The organism is Streptomyces tatrensis, from assembly GCF_049310065.1.
In the GTDB taxonomy this organism is placed as follows: domain Bacteria; phylum Actinomycetota; class Actinomycetes; order Streptomycetales; family Streptomycetaceae; genus Streptomyces.
In genome coordinates, this window is record NZ_JBMDLB010000007.1 from 702470 (window position 1) to 717887 (window position 15418).

General features: G+C 69.0%; 19 protein-coding genes. 11 read left to right on the forward strand and 8 right to left on the reverse strand.

Translation table 11 applies throughout. The features are described from left to right. The first annotated feature begins 37 nt into the window (after positions 1-37). Positions 38-304: a metal-sensitive transcriptional regulator gene (locus tag ACODT5_RS06815; protein ID WP_250739415.1), complete on the forward strand. Its 267-nt coding sequence runs from the start codon at positions 38-40 to the stop codon at positions 302-304. A 75-nt stretch (positions 305-379) separates the two neighbouring features. Further along, complete coding sequence (locus ACODT5_RS06820) at positions 380-1594, forward strand: IS30 family transposase (protein ID WP_422518280.1); 1215 nt, start codon at positions 380-382, stop codon at positions 1592-1594. Positions 1595-1781: 187 nt separating this feature from the next. Here ACODT5_RS06820 and ACODT5_RS06825 read toward each other — a convergent pair whose 3' ends face one another. Beyond that, the gene (locus ACODT5_RS06825) at positions 1782-2141 is read right to left on the reverse strand and encodes a zinc ribbon domain-containing protein YjdM (RefSeq protein WP_422518281.1); all 360 of its coding nucleotides are present in this window, start codon (positions 2139-2141) and stop codon (positions 1782-1784) included. 266 nt (positions 2142-2407) lie between these two features. Here ACODT5_RS06825 and ACODT5_RS06830 point away from each other — a divergent pair, with 266 nt between their 5' ends. From ACODT5_RS06830 to ACODT5_RS06855, 6 genes are all read left to right on the forward strand, one after another. Next, entirely contained in the window at positions 2408-2749 is a 342-nt protein-coding gene (locus ACODT5_RS06830) for an ArsR/SmtB family transcription factor (RefSeq protein WP_422518282.1), read from the forward strand. Next, entirely contained in the window at positions 2746-4470 is a 1725-nt protein-coding gene (locus ACODT5_RS06835) for a SulP family inorganic anion transporter (protein ID WP_422518283.1), read from the forward strand. Before ACODT5_RS06830 ends, ACODT5_RS06835 begins: the two co-directional genes overlap by 4 nt. Further along, on the forward strand, positions 4467-4889 hold the full coding sequence (locus ACODT5_RS06840) for a pyridoxamine 5'-phosphate oxidase family protein (RefSeq protein ID WP_422518284.1): 423 nt from the start codon (positions 4467-4469) through the stop codon (positions 4887-4889). Before ACODT5_RS06835 ends, ACODT5_RS06840 begins: the two co-directional genes overlap by 4 nt. A 17-nt stretch (positions 4890-4906) precedes the next feature. Beyond that, positions 4907-5311, forward strand: a complete 405-nt coding sequence (locus tag ACODT5_RS06845) for an ATP-binding protein (RefSeq protein ID WP_422519574.1) — start codon at positions 4907-4909, stop codon at positions 5309-5311. Positions 5312-5341: 30 nt separating this feature from the next. Beyond that, positions 5342-5770: an STAS domain-containing protein gene (locus ACODT5_RS06850; RefSeq protein ID WP_422518285.1), complete on the forward strand. Its 429-nt coding sequence runs from the start codon at positions 5342-5344 to the stop codon at positions 5768-5770. 167 nt (positions 5771-5937) lie between these two features. Beyond that, a complete protein-coding gene (locus ACODT5_RS06855) occupies positions 5938-6273 on the forward strand; it encodes an ArsR/SmtB family transcription factor (protein WP_412078666.1) in 336 nt (111 codons plus the stop codon). A 76-nt stretch (positions 6274-6349) separates the two neighbouring features. On the opposite strand, the gene ACODT5_RS06860 is transcribed toward ACODT5_RS06855, so the two are convergent. The 4 genes from ACODT5_RS06860 to ACODT5_RS06875 are packed head-to-tail and all read right to left on the reverse strand — an operon-like array spanning position 6350 to position 8357. Further along, complete coding sequence (locus tag ACODT5_RS06860) at positions 6350-6508, reverse strand: DUF6126 family protein (protein ID WP_422518286.1); 159 nt, start codon at positions 6506-6508, stop codon at positions 6350-6352. Further along, positions 6505-6708: a hypothetical protein gene (locus ACODT5_RS06865; protein WP_422518287.1), complete on the reverse strand. Its 204-nt coding sequence runs from the start codon at positions 6706-6708 to the stop codon at positions 6505-6507. Before ACODT5_RS06865 ends, ACODT5_RS06860 begins: the two co-directional genes overlap by 4 nt. Further along, complete coding sequence (locus ACODT5_RS06870; RefSeq protein ID WP_422518288.1) at positions 6705-7121, reverse strand: ATP-binding protein; 417 nt, start codon at positions 7119-7121, stop codon at positions 6705-6707. The genes ACODT5_RS06865 and ACODT5_RS06870 overlap by 4 nt, the downstream gene beginning before the upstream one ends. Before the next feature lie 27 nt (positions 7122-7148). Then, entirely contained in the window at positions 7149-8357 is a 1209-nt protein-coding gene (locus ACODT5_RS06875; RefSeq protein WP_422518289.1) for a DNA/RNA non-specific endonuclease, read from the reverse strand. 499 nt (positions 8358-8856) lie between these two features. Between ACODT5_RS06875 and ACODT5_RS06880 the strand changes: the two genes are divergently transcribed. The 3 genes from ACODT5_RS06880 (at position 8857) to ACODT5_RS06890 (ending at position 12382) form a co-directional block, all read left to right on the forward strand. Beyond that, the gene (locus tag ACODT5_RS06880; RefSeq protein WP_422518290.1) at positions 8857-9789 is read left to right on the forward strand and encodes a hypothetical protein; all 933 of its coding nucleotides are present in this window, start codon (positions 8857-8859) and stop codon (positions 9787-9789) included. A gap of 263 nt (positions 9790-10052) precedes the next feature. After that, a complete protein-coding gene (locus tag ACODT5_RS06885) occupies positions 10053-10781 on the forward strand; it encodes an HAD family hydrolase (protein WP_422518291.1) in 729 nt (242 codons plus the stop codon). 344 nt (positions 10782-11125) lie between these two features. Continuing rightward, the gene (locus ACODT5_RS06890) at positions 11126-12382 is read left to right on the forward strand and encodes a hypothetical protein (protein WP_422518292.1); all 1257 of its coding nucleotides are present in this window, start codon (positions 11126-11128) and stop codon (positions 12380-12382) included. Positions 12383-12627: 245 nt separating this feature from the next. On the opposite strand, the gene ACODT5_RS06895 is transcribed toward ACODT5_RS06890, so the two are convergent. The 3 genes from ACODT5_RS06895 to ACODT5_RS06905 all read right to left on the reverse strand — a co-directional run bounded on the left by ACODT5_RS06895 (position 12628) and on the right by ACODT5_RS06905 (position 15290). Continuing rightward, positions 12628-13503, reverse strand: a complete 876-nt coding sequence (locus ACODT5_RS06895; RefSeq protein ID WP_422518293.1) for a hypothetical protein — start codon at positions 13501-13503, stop codon at positions 12628-12630. A 128-nt stretch (positions 13504-13631) separates the two neighbouring features. Next, a complete protein-coding gene (locus ACODT5_RS06900; RefSeq protein WP_422518294.1) occupies positions 13632-14489 on the reverse strand; it encodes a DUF3592 domain-containing protein in 858 nt (285 codons plus the stop codon). A gap of 150 nt (positions 14490-14639) precedes the next feature. Beyond that, positions 14640-15290: a class I SAM-dependent methyltransferase gene (locus tag ACODT5_RS06905; RefSeq protein WP_422518295.1), complete on the reverse strand. Its 651-nt coding sequence runs from the start codon at positions 15288-15290 to the stop codon at positions 14640-14642. Positions 15291-15418: the final 128 nt, after the last annotated feature.

Below are 15418 nucleotides of genomic sequence, written 5' to 3' on the forward strand. Positions count from 1 at the left end.
ACCATGAGGGGACAGCACGCCAATCAGGAGGCACCCGGTGAAGGTCGACGAAGCAGCGGTCAGCTCAGTCCTCAACCGTCTGCGCCGCGCCCAGGGACAGCTCGCCGGAGTCATCGCCATGATCGAGGCCGGCCGCGACTGCAAGGACGTCGTCACCCAACTCGCCGCCGTCTCCAAAGCACTCGACCGGGCCGGCTTCAAAATTGTCGCCAGCGGCATGCGCCAGTGCATGAACAATGCCGATGGAGCCCAGCCGCCCATGACCGAGGAAGAACTCGAGAAGCTCTTCCTCGCCCTGGCCTGAGGGTCATTCGAAGACGGCCCGACCCCCCGACTTGGGTTCTAGGAGTCGTTGCAACACCCCAGTTCAGGGGATGCGATGGACTTCAAGATCCGGGACCGGTCCGTTGTCCAGGGGCGCCGTGCCTTGTCCGAGGAACGGCGCCTCTACCTTCAGCTCATGCAGCGGGGTGTGAGCAACAAAGAGGCGTGCCGGATCGTCGGCATCAATGAGAAGACCGGGCGGCGCTGGCGTAACGGCCGCGCCCCGTCCGGCGGGAACGTCGGGGCGTCACCGCTCAACGCGGTGGCGCCCCCGTCCGCTCCCTCGCGGTATCTGCGTGAGACCGACCGGATCCACATCGCCGACCGGCTCCGGGAGAAGGCCACGGTCCGGGCGATCGCGGCCGAGCTCGGCCGCAGCCCCTCCACCGTCAGCCGGGAGATCCGCCGCAACCGCCACCCCGTGGGCGGCCAGTACCGGCCGCACGCGGCCCAGGCCCGAGCCGATGGCCGCCGCCCCCGGCCCAAGCCGCGCAAGATCACCCTGAACCCCGAGCTGCGGGCCGCGGTCCAGGCCGGCCTGGACGAGCTGTGGAGCCCGGAGCAGATCTGCCACGCTCTGCGGGCACAGTTCCCGAACCGGCCGGAGATGCACGTGGTCCACGAAACCGTCTACCAGGCCCTCTACGTGCAAGGACGCGGAGAACTACGGCGAGAGCTCGCCGGAGCACTTCGGACCGGACGCGCACGCCGCAAGCCGCAGCGCCAGGCCGAGCAGCGCCGGCCCCGCTTCGCCGAGCCCATGGTCATGATCAGTGAGCGTCCCGCCGAGGCTGAGGACCGGGCGGTGCCCGGGCACTGGGAAGGCGACCTGATCATCGGCAAGGACAGCGGCTCCGCGATCGGAACCCTCGTCGAACGCGCCACCCGCTACGTGATGCTCCTGCACCTGCCCAACGGCCGCAGCGCCGAGCAGGTCCGCGACGCACTCCAGGAAACCGTCCAGCGGCTACCCGCCCACTTGAAACGGTCCCTGACCTGGGATCAAGGCTCGGAGATGGGCCGCCATCACGAGTTCACCGTCGCCACCGACGTCCCGGTCTACTTCTGCGACCCGGCCAGCCCCTGGCAGCGCGGCTCCAACGAGAACACCAACGGCCTGCTGCGGCAGTACTTCCCGAAAGGCACCGACCTGGCCGTCCACAATCGCGACCACCTCGACGCCGTCGCAGCCCAGCTCAACGGCCGCCCACGCAAAACGCTCGACTGGGAAACCCCAGCCGAGCGCCTGCATAAACTCCTCGCGGCCTGATCAAACCAACCACGTGTTGCGACGACCCCTAGAAACCGCCCGAGCGGGTCGGGCCGTTTCGCAATTTCGTGCACAAGTTCGCGCCCGAGCCGCTGGCCGAGCGCGACAGAAACCGCCGGCCGTCGAGAGCCCCTGCCTACCGGAGTGCGCCCGAAACGTCGATCAGACCCCGGAGCCGGGAGCCAGGTCAGGCCTTCTTGACCACGCTCGACTTGAGCTGCATGGCACCGAATCCGTCGATCTTGCAGTCGATGTCGTGGCCGTCGACCCCGTCGACCAGACGGATGTTACGCACCTTGGTGCCCGCCTTGATCCCCGACGGGCTGCCCTTGACCTTGAGGGCCTTGACGACGGTCACGGTGTCGCCGTCGCTCAGCGCGTTCCCGACGGCATCCTTGATCACCCGCACACCCGAGGCGCTCTCGTCACCCGTCCCGGCCGAAACGGGAACCCACTCGTGGGCGCACTCCGGGCAGACCATCAGCGCGTTCATCTCGTAGGTGTACTCGCTGGAGCACTTCGGGCACGGGGGCAGGCTCGCCGCCATCTGTTCTGTCCTAGCTCGGTACGTACGCGCGGTGCTCCAGGACGGTCGACGCCGACACGAGCCCGCCGGAAGGGCCCCGCCGACGGGGGATGCGGCGGGGCCCACGCCGTGACGTTACAGCCTCCGGTGCGAGAAGAACCGCAAAATCGACTAATTGCAAAATTATGCAATTTCGTAGATCCTGTACTGGCCGTGCCCGTAGGTAGCCGCAGGCACAGCACCAGTCGCTTCCCCGGCGCCCGGGGTGATGAGAAGGATGCGAGACCATGCCTGTTCCGCTGTATCAGGCCAAGGCCGACTTCTTCCGCATGCTCGGGCACCCCGTACGGATAAGGGTCCTGGAGCTGTTGCAGGACGGGCCGATGCCGGTACGGGACATCCTGGCCGCGATCGAGGTCGAGCCCTCGGCGTTGTCGCAGCAGCTCGCGGTGCTGCGTCGCTCGGGGATCGTGACCTCGGTCCGTGACGGCTCGACGGTGATCTACGAGCTGGCGGGTGGGGACGTCGCGCAGCTGATGCGGGCGGCCCGGCGGATTCTGACCGAGGTGCTGACCGGGCAGAGCGAGCTCCTGGAGGAGCTGCGCGAATCCGAGGTCCCCGCACCATGAATACCGTGCTGACCACCGGACTCGACCGGGTCCGTTCCTTGATGCCGACCCGGGGCGACTTCGCGGTGATGCGCCGAAACCCCCGCGGGGATCTCCTGGCCGGTCTCACCGTCGCGATCGTCGCCCTGCCGCTCGCGCTCGGCTTCGGGGTCTCCTCCGGGCTCGGCGCCGAGGCCGGGCTCGCCACCGCCGTGGTCGCGGGCGCGCTCGCCGCACTGTTCGGCGGGTCCAACCTTCAGGTGTCGGGGCCCACGGGTGCGATGACGGTGGTGCTGGTGCCGATCGTCGCCCATTACGGGCCCGGCGGGGTGCTGACCGTCGGGCTGATGGCCGGTGTCCTCCTGATCGCCTTGGCGCTGATGAAGGCCGGGCAGTACATGCGCTACGTGCCGGCGCCGGTCGTGGAGGGCTTTACCCTCGGCATCGCGTGCGTGATCGGACTTCAGCAGATACCGGGCGCGCTCGGGGTACCCAAGCCGGACGGCGAGAAGGTCCTGGCCGTTGCCTGGCGGGCCGTCGTCGAGTTCGCGCACGCCCCGAACTGGACGGCCATCGCGCTCTCGCTCGGCGTCGCCGCCGTGATGCTGCTCGGTGCCCGCTGGCGGCCCGCCGTCCCGTTCTCCATCGTGGCGGTCATCGCCGCGACCGTGATCGCGCAGGTCTTCCACCTGGAGGCCGCGGCCCCCATCGGCGATCTGCCGTCCGGGCTGCCCGCGCCCTCCCTGGCCTTCCTCGACCTGTCCACGCTGGGTTCGCTTCTCGCCCCCGCGATCGCGGTGGCCGCGCTGGCCGCACTGGAGTCGCTGCTGTCGGCAACGGTCGCGGACGGGATGACGGTGGGGCAGCAGCACGACCCGGACAAGGAGCTGTTCGGGCAGGGCATTGCCAACCTGGCCGCCCCGCTGTTCGGCGGCGTACCGGCCACCGCGGCGATAGCCCGCACGGCGGTCAACGTCCGCACCGGCGCCTCCTCCCGGCTCGCCGCCCTGACGCATGCCGCCGTGCTCGCGGTGATCGTGTTCGCCGCCGCGCCCCTGGTCTCCAAGATCCCACTCGCCGCTCTGGCGGGGGTGCTGCTGGCGACCGCGATCCGGATGGTCGAGGTCGGCTCGTTGCGGGCGATGGCGAAGGCGACCCGCTCGGACGCCGTCGTGCTGGTCCTGACGGCGGCCGCCACCTTGGTCCTCGATCTCGTCTATGCGGTGATCATCGGCCTCGTCGTGGCCGGGGCGCTCGCCCTGAAGGCGGTCGCGAGCCAGGCGCGGATGGACCAGGTCGATTTCCGCCCGGACCTGCCCGGCGAGCACAGCGACGAGGAGCACGCGCTGCTCGCCGAGCACATCGTCGCCTACCGCATCGACGGGCCCGTCTTCTTCGCCGGCGCGCACCGCTTCCTGCTGGAGCTGTCGGAGGTCTCCGACGTGAAGGTGGTGATCCTGCGCATGTCCCGCGTCACCACGATGGACGCCACTGGCGCACTCGTCCTGAAGGACGCGGTCCAGAAGCTGAACCGGCGTGGCATCGCCGTCCTGACGTCCGGCATCCGGCCGGCTCAGCGCCAGGCCTTGGAGGCCGTCGGCGCACTCGACCTCCTGCGGCACGACGGCCGGGAGTACGCCACCACGCCCGAGGCGATCGCAGGCGCCCGCAAGCACCTGGAGCAGGCAGGGCTGCTGCCGCTCAAGCACCGTCCGCACCGCATCCGGAAGGCCGCACGATGACCGCCCCCGCCGACCGCCTCATGATCGATGTCTCCGGCACCGAGTCCCTGTGGCTCCTCGAAGGCTCTGCCCAAGGGCGCCTGGTCTACGTCCAGCGCGAGCATGCTCTCGTCCGCCCGGCCAGCCACGTCCTGGACTACGGGCGCCTGATCGTCCGCACACCCGTGCAGGCCGCAGCGATCCCCTGCAGGGCGGTGCTGACCTATCACGCGGACGAGATCCGCACGCAGGCCGGCACCGGCTGGACGGTGACGGCCCACGGTCCGGCCGACATCATCACCGACCCGGATGAGGCCGCACACTACCGGCGGACATTGCCCGGCTGGGCCCACGGACCGCACGACACCCTGCTGCGCATCCACCCGCAGCAGGTGTCGGGGTTCCGTCTCGCCCGCCCCGCTCAGGGGACCGGGCGGTGAGCGTCGAGGTCCAGACGATGCCCTACCGGCACGTGCTGACCGTACCCGCGAAGGGTTCGGCCGTACGCATGGCCCGGGAGACGGCCGAACTGGTGCTGGTCGAGTGCGGTGTGGGCCTGCGGCATCCGAGCGTCGGGCCGGGACTGCTGATCCTGACCGAGCTGGTCACCAACAGCGTCCGCCACGCCGCCGCACTGTCGCCGACGATCACGGTGACCTTCGCGCACGGGGCGGGTGTGTACGCGTTCGCCGTCCACGACCGCCACCCCTACCAGCCCGCCCTCTTCGGGGCGCTGGCCACGGCTCCGGGCAGCGGGCTGGCCACCGTCGTCGAGATGACGATGGAGCTCGGCGGGACCGCAGTGGTCCGCGCGGATGCGGACGGGCGCGGCAAGAGCATCTGGATCACCCTTCCCCTGTAGAGCGCAGTTGCAGTTAGTGACGAGAGAGTGATGATGACGATCGAGTGGCGCTACACCATCCACCCCGGCCTGGGTGTCCTGTCCCTGGCCGGATACCTCGGCTCGGATGCGATCGCGCGCTTCACCGGCGCGATCGGGTGGGTCCTGGCCCGCGGCACCGGACCGGTCGTCCTCGACCTGAGCGGACTGCTTGGCTGGTCGGTGGGCGGACAGCTCGCCGTCGCCCAGGCGGCCCGCCGGCTCGCCGAGGAGGGGCGGCCCCTGGAGCTCGCCTCGATTCCCGCCGACGGCTCCCTCGTCCCAGACGGCTCCTGCCCGCCGATCCCCGTCCACTGCGACCTGCCCGCCGCGCTGGCCGCCCACCACGCGGTGGGCGACGAGCAGCGCCAATGGAGCAGCGACCAGTGGCCGACCGAGCAGGCCCGCTCCATGGGGACCGTGTTCGTCACGAAGGGCTGACGGCCCTGCGCGCGGGACCGAACGTCACAAAGACAGGATGCACTGCCCCAGGAGTTGCGGTGATCTGCAATTGTGGAGGTCACAAGGTGTGTAGGGGCGAAAGGACGCCCTCTACGGCGAAACGGTTCTGGGTGGATGCGATGGGCAGTCGAGGCAGGGGTACCCAAGTGAGCGCACCGCTGTACCAGCTCAAGGCGGAGTTCTTCAAGACACTGGGTCACCCGGTCCGCATCCGCGTTCTGGAGCTGCTCAGTGTGCGTGAGCACGCGGTCGCCGAGCTGCTGCCCGAGGTCGGTGTCGAAGCCGCGAGCCTGTCACAACAGCTCGCGGTCCTGCGCAAGGCCAACCTGGTGGTCACCCGCCGCGAAGGCGCGAACGTGTACTACCGGCTCACGAGCGACGAGGTCGCGGAGCTGCTGCGAGTCGCCCGCAGCATCCTCTCCGGTGTCCTTCAAGGCCAGGCCGAACTGCTCGCCGACCTTCGCGCCAACAGCCCCCGGTAACAAGGGGCCGTGATCGGCGGCCGTCTCCCGTAGTGCGGGGTTCACCGCACTATTCACACCGGGAGACGGCCTCTTCCTACTGCTGGGCGTGCCGGCCCAGATAGAACAGCAACCACACGAACCCGGCGAACAGGTGCGTGCCGACGATGTAGAAGAAGGCGCGCAGGGCGACCCCCTTCGCCAGCCACCTCTCCTGCTTCGCCGCCGCGCTCTCCTCGGGTTTGCCGTCGGTCACGAGTGCTCTCCGTTCGCAGCCTTCGGGGCATCCTGCGGGTACGCGTACGGGCGCACGAGAACCTGCCTGCCGTGCTGCCCGGCCTCCTCGATGACGCCCGCGACCTCACGCGCCTCGACGGTACGGGCATCGGAATCGTCGACGGCGCCGAGGTAGGTGATCTCGTACAGCTGGGCGTCTGGTCTGTGACTGCTGATCACGGGGTTCCTTCCGGCAGGATGAAGCGGACCACGATGGACTTGCCGCGCTCGCCCGCGGGCTCCACGCGGACGTCGCCGCCGTACACACGGGCGAGTTCGGCCACGGTGCGCAGCCCCTGCCCGGAAGCACGCTCGGCGGTGGCCAGGGTCATGGGGCGCGGATCCAGGTCCCCCACCCCCACCACCAGCAGGTGTTCGGTCATCTCCAGGGTGACCTCGGCGTCCGGCGACTTGTGGGCATGCCGTACGGCGTTGGCGACGAGCTCGCTGACCACCAGCAGGACCGCGCCGAACAGTGACGCCTGCCCGCTCGAACGGCGGACCATCAACGCGCAACCGGCCGGCTCGGCGCCGCCGCCGGGCTCACCGGCTGCCCTCGTCGCCCGTCGCCACCCCGTGATCGTGAGCCACACGCAGTGCGTCCTCCGCCCCCGATGTCGTCAGTTCCCGATGTTCACCAGGCCGCCTCCGCCAGCTGGTTCCACGACGTTCAGTACCGACCGCGCGTCGACCCAGTACACGGTTCCGGCCGGGGTGTAGTAGACGGCCATCATCACAAATCCCTTGGGGATGCTGCTGTTGGCCGCCTTGAAGAACGGCTCCACCAGGTAGCGGACGCTGCCGTCCGGATGGTCTTCCAGTTGCTTGGCCACCCGGTCTTCGATTCCCGTCATGCTGAGCGCACCGATGTTCGTGATCCGCTGGCCGCAGGGGCTGAGATTCGACTTCAGGGTGTTCGAGCCGCCGAACCGTGCCGCGATGATGTGGCATCGGGCCAGGTCGGTCTCGGGGTCCCTGCCGAGCCTGCGCACCGCGACGCGGGCCTCCGCATAACCGAACGGGTCGGGCTTCTTCTCCTTGCTGCTGTTGTTGGGCGGGTTCTTCAGGCAGGCCCGACCCACTTCGGTGCGGCCGTACGCACCAGTGGTGTTGAGGATCCACCCGGCTCCGTTCGGCACCGCTCCCTGTGGACGGGACCGAGTGCAGTCCGGTGCCGCATCCTCGTCGCCGTGGCCGCCCGGTGCACCCGAGGCCATCACATCGGCGAATGTCGGTGCGTCGACTGCCACCTCCTCCTCATCTGCCTGTTCCTCCTCCACTGCCGCCTCATCCAACTCGGCAAGGACCGTGACGGTGGTGTCGGCGAGGGAGTGGAGCGTGTAGGGGACCGCGCTTCCCGTCGCCTGCGCCTGTGCATCCGCGGCGCGCCGCAACCTGGCCTGCTCCTGGGTGAAGACGGGCCCCGCGCCGGCGGCGGAGCACGTGAGGCCGCCGGCACTGTCCAGCGGCAGGCGCCCGGTGGCGGTGCAGGTTCCGGCAGCCCGGCCCTCGATGGTCACCGTGGCTGTCAGCCGCACCGTCACTTGCCCGTTGTTCCCTACGCCGGCGATGAAGTGGGCTGTGAACGCTTCCACTGCGCAGTGGATTTCCTCGCTGTGGTCGAGACCGGCCTCGTGCCGCAGGACGGCTCGCATCCAGTACAGGAGGCCAAGCGCCTCCCTGGCCGGCCCGAGGTAGTCCTCGGGGAGTACCGCGGCCAGGCGTCGCGCGTCCTCCATTGCGGACGGTTCCAAGATCGGTGTGTACTCGCCCGCATGACTCAGGCGTGCCACCACCGGCGCCAGACGATCCTCGATCTCCGTCTGCATTGCTCCCCCGTGCCGTCGTGTGAGAGAAATGACCGTGCCATCCGACGGTACGTCAACTCTCTTACATGCAGGGGGATCAGGGTGTCCGAGCAGGGTGATTTCTACGGGCCGGATGCCGACGGCGTGGCATACGTGTGCGAGCACTCGGGAGAGATCCGGACGCTACTCGAAGAGACCGGTGACGCGACCAGCCTCAATCGGTTCCGACTGGCGGTCAAAGACGGGCGCGCAGTCTCCGACCTTCTGGAGGATCTCCATGAGGCGGTGCTCGCGTCAGGCGATGCGCTGGGAGTTTTGGGGCGGGGTTCGCGGGGGGGGGGGGGGGGGGGGGGGGTGAGGCCCACCGGAATCACTGCGGCACGTAGAGAGTCCGTCTTCATCTGCCCACGACAGCAGCGTTGCTCACGCAGTTGGTGGCCGCGCGAGGGATCGACCGCGCCCCCGGTGTGCCGCATTGACGAGGGGGCGGAAGTCAGGCTGAGGAAAGTGAAGATCTGACATGGGCGGGCTGCTGGGCGAACTCGGCAAGAAGCTTGCCGAGCGGTGGCTGACCCTGCTCGTTCTGCCGGGCGTACTGCTGCTGGCCACGCTGGCATCTGCCCTGACCCTTGGCCATCTCCACGCCCTCGACCTGGCGCGACTGACCCATGAGATCGACCGATGGGCAGCCTCCCCTCGATGGACGACGACCGGCAGACTGGCAGTGGTGTTGACCGCGATCCTCCTGGCCTCAGCGGTCGCAGGCCTTGCAGCCCAGGCCGCGGGCTCCGCCATCGAAAGAGTCTCGCTCGCCGCGGACTGGACTCAATGGCCATGGGGAGCAAGGCAGTTGGCCCGCCATCACACTGCCACGCGCCGCGCACGGTGGGACCGCCATGCAGAGACCTACCAAATGCTGCTTGGGCAAGAACGCGCCCGCATCACCGTCCCGTCATCCGAAGGGAGCTCTGGGGCGCGCACGCACAGCATGGAGGAAGCTCGTACTGCGATGCTCCGCATAGCGGAAGAGCGACCGGCACGACCCACCTGGATCGGGGACCGAATCAACGCCACCGCCATCCGGCTGGAACGGCAATTCGATGTCGACCTCGGGCTCGTCTGGCCCCACCTGTGGTTGATGCTGCCCGATACGGCGCGCACCGAAGTCACCGCGGCGAGAGGCCGGCTGACTGGCGCGACCACTTTGCTGGGCTGGGGCTTGCTCTACGCGGCCATTGGAACCATGTGGTGGCCCGGGCTCCTGGTCTCCACCGTGGTGTGCGTCACCGGATGGCGCCGCTCGCGCGAGGCGGCAGACGCGTACTCGCTACTTCTTGAAGCCTCCAGCCGTCTGTACATGCGCGAGCTCGCGGATCAGGTCGGGTTCGACCACATTGGCCTTCTGAACCCGCAAATCGGCGGGGATTTGAGCGACCACATCAAGGGACCCTGAGGGCTCGCGAAGAGGCACCGCGGCCTGCGTTCTCCTGCGTCTTGGTGTAGCCGCCACCGTCTCCGTGCGACACCTCGGCATAGGTGTAAGAAGCCGTTGTCGTACCGAACTTGATCGGCGGGTTTCGAGCCCACCCCGGGACGGTTCACGCTCGCCGCCGGGCCAGCCAGCGGCTCATGAGTATCGTCATCGACCGCAGCACCATCTGCTCATGCAGGGCGGGGCAGCTCGTCCTCGCATGATCGCCAACGAAAGAGCAACCGATGCAACCGATTGTCCTATTCGACCTAGACGGCCTTTTGATCGACTCCGAGCCGATCTGGGACGCGGCAAAGCGTGAGGTGTTCGGTCCGTTTGGCCTGCACCTCACAACGGAGATGCAGGCGGCGACGCGCGGGCTTCGGCAAAGGGACATGGTGGCCTATTGGTTCGATCGGGCCACCATTCAAGCCGACCCCGACGACGTCGAGCAGCAGATCGTGGCCGCCGTATGCCGTAGGTTGGAGGGAGTGACGCTGAAACCCGGCGCCGAACACGCCGTCGCGGCGTGCGCGCGTGCATCGAGGGCGATGGCCGTCGTGTCATCTTCGCCGGAGTCGGTGATTCGGCATGCGCTCGCGAGCACCGGCCTTGACCGATCTTTCGATGCCGTGTTTTCGGCCGAAGACGACGAACACGGCAAACCCCACCCGGGCGCCTATCTCCGCGCAGCCGCCGCCCTCGGGGCGTCACCCGGCGAATGCATTGTGATCGAGGACTCGCTCAACGGCGTCCTCGCTGGCGTGTCAGCCCAGATGACGGTCGTCGCCGTTCCCGAGGCCGCTGATCGCTGCGATCCTCGCTTTGCGATTGCCACTCTGGTGTTGGAGTCCCTCGAGGATCTCGATACCTCTGTATTCGGCGCGTATGTGTCCAGGGGGAGCCGGGACGCCACGTGGGCATCGCGTGCTGCGGATCCTCAACCGTTCCGCGAACCAGATCGTGCTGTATGACGCCCTCGATCGTGGGTTCGGGCCTTCACGGGTGAAGGCCCGAACCCACCCCGGGACGGTTCACGCTCGCCACCGGGCCAGCCGGCGGCGGCCGCGAACAGCCCATGCCGTACGCCGAGGTGAAGCGGCGCCTGGACGAGGCGGGCCAGGGGCTGATATTGGTGGGCTCGCGTATTCAACGGTCGCCAGTTCTCCGCGCCCATCGGATGGACAGTGGCTGTAGGTGATCTCCGGCAGTCCCTGCCCTTCCTGGTGGCCGCGCGGCGATCCCATGAAGCCCGGCCTACCACGCCGCTGCGGAAATGTACGGGAGTCGTCGACGGGACGATCTACGATCCTTGGCCATGGTCGTATACACGAGCCGGAATCGGACGGATGCGTCACCGAAGCGAGCGGCTGAACCAGATGCTGAGTTCTTCGAAAGGATCGCCGGTCCGTTCTGGGACCAGGTTCGGAATGTAATCAACGAGTGGTGGTCACACCTCCCTGACGAGGCTCAGCCCGGCGTGCGTAGTCGGCTGCTGGATCGCAACTTCGACACGAACGTCTTCTCAGCGCTGTGGGAGCTGTACCTGCACGAGATGCTGCTCGATTCCGGTTGCACCGTGGAGATCGAGCCTCAGATAGGCACGCGTGGCAAGAACCCCGACTTCCTGGTCACCCGCGATGGCGAGCAATTTGTCGTCGAGGCGATCTGGACGGCCCAGCGCCTGGGCGACACGTTCCCACCTGATCTGACCGACGCCATCAATAGCGTGCCGAGCCCCAACTTCTTCCTGTCGTGCACCCTTGACAGGGCCGGATCGGCAGCACCGCCACGCAGGCGGCTGAAGGCTGGGCTGACTCGGTGGCTTGCGAGCCTGGACCCCGACCAAGTCATCGCCGGGTACAAGCATGGGGTTCCGCTGCCCAGGCACACCTGGCAGGAGGCTGGCTGGTGCCTCACATTCGAGGCGATTCCCCGCAGCCACGGCAAGCGAGGCGATCCAACGAGCAGGACAATCGGCATCCACCCCGCGATTGCCTGGTTCGGGGACGAGCAGGATCGGGTACTCGACGCGGTGAGAAGGAAGGGCGGCAGGTACGGCGAGCTGGGTCTGCCGTTCATCGTGGCGGTTGGCCATGCAGCCGCGTTCCCCGAAGATGAGGACACCGAGACCGCGCTGTACGGGACCTCGGTCGAGTACACCCACGCCAGCACACCGACCTTCGGTCGAAAGCCCGACGGCTACTGGACCGCTACCTACGACCACGCCCACGGCCGGGTCAGCGGCGTGCTCATCGTTGACAACCCAGCACCCTGGACCTGGGCGAAGAACACCCCCGTCCTCTGGCATAGCCCCGACCCCAGATCACTTCCAGCCCCCATCCTCCCTACCTGGGCAACCACACGGATGGTCGACATACAAGTCGACCACCAGCCAGCGGCTCGCCCCATTCACACCGCCCTCGGTCTACCCAGCCGCTGGCCGGTCGGCGACGCCTTTCCTAAACGTCAACGGCTGGACGGAGCGAAGATTCCCCGCGCCGCCGCCTGCTCTGTTCCGATCTCCTCCCACGGCCGCCAGGGTGGCCCGAACGGCTCGGGGTCGACGGCGTAGGTCCCCGCCTCCAGGAGCGGCGGGTGCAGGGCCTCCCAGTGGGTGTCGCTCAGGTGGACCGGCAGTGCCACCTCTGACACCGCCGCCGTCAGGACCGCACCGCAGCCCGCACACCCGAACACTGCCAAGCCGTCCCCTCCCGCCGATCCCACCGTCGAAAACCCCTGCATCCCACCAGGACGGCCACCGGCAGGCAACGGGGTTTCTCTCGCCATCGGGTAGCCTCCGCGCGGTTCGGGCAGCTCCTAGGGCAGCGGCATGGAGGCGGGGGCGATCCGCCAGGTGCCGTGGCGTACGTCGAGCGTCGCCGTCAGGTCGGCCCGCTGCGGGAACGGAACGTTCAGCCGCCATGGCTCCGGCAGGGCGGCCAGCGCGATCGTCACCAGATCCTCGGTGGCCGTGTCCAGGGCTCCGATCCAGTGGCGTGCGGTGGCCATGAGCCGCTCGGGCAGCCACGGCCCGGGCTCGGGAACGCGTGAGGAGGGCTCGTCGGTGAGTTCGGCGACGGCAGAGCCGGCCAGCAGGGCCAGCAGGCGGGCCAGGACGGCGGCCGGCAGGGCGGGGTCCCGGGTTTCCAGCAGTACGTAGCAGTCGTCGTGGCCGGAGAACCAGACGCGGGAGGAGTCTGCCAGGCGGTCCAGGAGCGGTTCGTCGAAGCCGGTCGTGCCGAGGACGAGGGCGAGCTCGTCGAGCTGTTCCGGGGTGGCGCCGGCGGGCAGGTCGATGAGCGTCAGCTCGTACGGGGACCAGGTGCCGTCGAGGAACCGGGGCAGGTGGTCACGGTCCATCACCAGGAGCTCCTCCGCGAGTCCGTACGTGCCGGACGCCCAGGAGCCGAGGGGGTGGACCGTGCACGGCACGCCGAGGTCGGCCGCGATCAGCGAGGGCCGCATCGGCTGCCAGTCCTCGTCCAGGTAGGAGTTGGTCGCCAGCGACACCACCGCGACCGCTTCGTTCGCCACGGCCACCAGCAGGTCGGCCAACTCGCCCGCCTGGGCCGCGCCGGCGGTCACCCGCCACACCCCCTCCACTTCGCGGACGCTGAAGCTCAACGGGAACGGCCGGCGCTCCATCCCGACACCGTTCACGCCGAACGCGCCGTCCCGCCCGACCTCGATCATGGCTCCACCCCTGAGAACCCAACGGGTGCCACTGCGGCGCCCCACACCCATCATCGCCGGTCAGGGACGCGGATCTGCCACTGGCGACGGCCCTTGACGGGGACCTTGGGTCCGTCATGGTCCGGCTGTCACAGCAGAAAGGCGCCTACGACGGTCGCCGCCGCGCCGAGCATCAGGAGCAGGACGACGAAGACCAGGTCCCGGACTGCGGAGCGGTGGGAGCGTGCACGGTCCAGGGTGAAGACCTTGGGGTCGTCGGGCACGTAGTGGACGGTCATTTCCTGGCCGTACGCGTTGGCCGAGTCCTTCGGCGGGGTGGGGAGGCGGGCCGTGACGGTCGTTCCCTCGCGGGTGGTGAAGACGATGATCGCGGTGTAGCTGGTCCAGGTCCCCTCGCTGTCGTCGTGTACGGACTCGGTGACGGCGACGACGCGGCCCGGAACGTCGATGGCTGCGGCCAGTCGAGCGGACTCGAGGCGCGTCAAGCGAAGGTCGTGGCGCAGGGCGAACGCCATGGCGACGGTCAGCGGCCCGCCGACACCGAGCAGAGTCCACGGGTAGCCATGGCCGATCGCGGTGTCGGTGACCAGCCCGGCGTACAGCAGAAAGACTGCGAAGTTCGGCCAACCCCGCCCGCTCAGGCCGTCCTGGAGGGTGTAGCCGACCTCGAACTGCCGCGGTTCGCCGGGCGGGTGGAGCACCGCGACCTCGCGGCCGACCCAGACCGTGTCCAGCTGGAGGCCCCGCTCGCCCTCGTGCAGCAGGGTGTGTTCCTGCCCTGTGGCGCGGTCGGGAAAGGCGATGACCACGGGTATCCCGAACGTGCCGGGGGCGCCGTGTGCGGGTGCCCGCACCTCGACGATCCGCCCGGTCACCCGTACTGTCCGCTGAACACGGGTGGCCCCGGCCAGCGCCCGCACGTACCCCACCAGCGCCCATACGCCACACGCCGCGCACCCCAGCAGCCGAATCGTGTGCCAGTCCATGCCCGCCCCCGTCGTCGCCGCCGCCGCCCGCAAGATCTACCACGGCCGGGCGAAGCCGGTAGGGCGTACGGAGCGGCAAGGCGTACGGCCCACAACGGAGTTCGAGCGCGCCCACTGACGCCAAGCCGCACCATGGGGCCACTCAAGGCCTCAGCGCGCCGGCCTCCGTGCCGTGACCAGCCAGGAGGAGCTGCGCAGCAGTACGGCGTCTTCCCTCTGGTGGGGGCGCAGCACGTCGGGCGAGCGTTCGGCGAGCCAACTCCTGTTCCTCGGGCCTGACCTGGTCGAGGAGGTGTCGGCCGGGGCCGGATCCCAGAAGGAACGCGGCGGCGTCCTCAGCGTCGCGGCCCGAGGCCCCGTCCGCGTGGACGCGTACCGCCCGGGCCGCCTCGAACTCGGCGGCGAGAAGGATCCGGACGGTGTGCTCCGGGTCGGCGAGCGAGAACATCCCGGGGGATCCCGGGCGCCGAACTCTCCGACGGGCAGGATGCCGTGCAGCGCGGCGAGGGCCTGGAGCCACTCGTTGCCGCCGGCTTCCGCCGGGCAGACGAAGGCCAGGCGTCCGCCCGGGCACAGCGCGCTCGCGATGTTGGCGAAGGCGGCCACCGGGTCGGCGAAGGACATGACGCCGTACCGGATGATCGCCACGTCGAAGGTGCCCGGTGCGAAGGGATGGCTCTGGGCGTCGCCCTGGGTGAAGGACGCGTTGGCGGTGCCCTCGACGCGGGCGCTCTCGCGGACGCGCTCCAGCATGGGGACGGAGCGGCCGAACCGGCCCTGTGTGCCTGAGCGTTCCAGCACCAGAGGATCCTCTGACCGGGACCCGGGTTGGTGACGGTCCGGTAGATTCGGCTGTACAGCTGATCTTCAGGGGAGCGGCATGATGCCGCGTGTGCGACACGGGGGCAGTGGGTGCGGAGCGGACACGC

Coding starts and splice junctions, on each gene's coding strand:
- ACODT5_RS06820 (WP_422518280.1), top strand. CDS start 380: ATGGACTTCAAGATCCGGGACCGGTCCGTTGTCCAGGGGCGCCGTGCC.
- ACODT5_RS06825 (WP_422518281.1), bottom strand. CDS start 2,141: ATGGCGGCGAGCCTGCCCCCGTGCCCGAAGTGCTCCAGCGAGTACACC.
- ACODT5_RS06830 (WP_422518282.1), top strand. CDS start 2,408: ATGCCTGTTCCGCTGTATCAGGCCAAGGCCGACTTCTTCCGCATGCTC.
- ACODT5_RS06835 (WP_422518283.1), top strand. CDS start 2,746: ATGAATACCGTGCTGACCACCGGACTCGACCGGGTCCGTTCCTTGATG.
- ACODT5_RS06840 (WP_422518284.1), top strand. CDS start 4,467: ATGACCGCCCCCGCCGACCGCCTCATGATCGATGTCTCCGGCACCGAG.
- ACODT5_RS06845 (WP_422519574.1), top strand. CDS start 4,907: ATGCCCTACCGGCACGTGCTGACCGTACCCGCGAAGGGTTCGGCCGTA.
- ACODT5_RS06850 (WP_422518285.1), top strand. CDS start 5,342: ATGATGACGATCGAGTGGCGCTACACCATCCACCCCGGCCTGGGTGTC.
- ACODT5_RS06875 (WP_422518289.1), bottom strand. CDS start 8,357: ATGCAGACGGAGATCGAGGATCGTCTGGCGCCGGTGGTGGCACGCCTG.
- ACODT5_RS06880 (WP_422518290.1), top strand. CDS start 8,857: ATGGGCGGGCTGCTGGGCGAACTCGGCAAGAAGCTTGCCGAGCGGTGG.
- ACODT5_RS06885 (WP_422518291.1), top strand. CDS start 10,053: ATGCAACCGATTGTCCTATTCGACCTAGACGGCCTTTTGATCGACTCC.
- ACODT5_RS06890 (WP_422518292.1), top strand. CDS start 11,126: ATGGTCGTATACACGAGCCGGAATCGGACGGATGCGTCACCGAAGCGA.
- ACODT5_RS06895 (WP_422518293.1), bottom strand. CDS start 13,503: ATGATCGAGGTCGGGCGGGACGGCGCGTTCGGCGTGAACGGTGTCGGG.
- ACODT5_RS06900 (WP_422518294.1), bottom strand. CDS start 14,489: ATGGACTGGCACACGATTCGGCTGCTGGGGTGCGCGGCGTGTGGCGTA.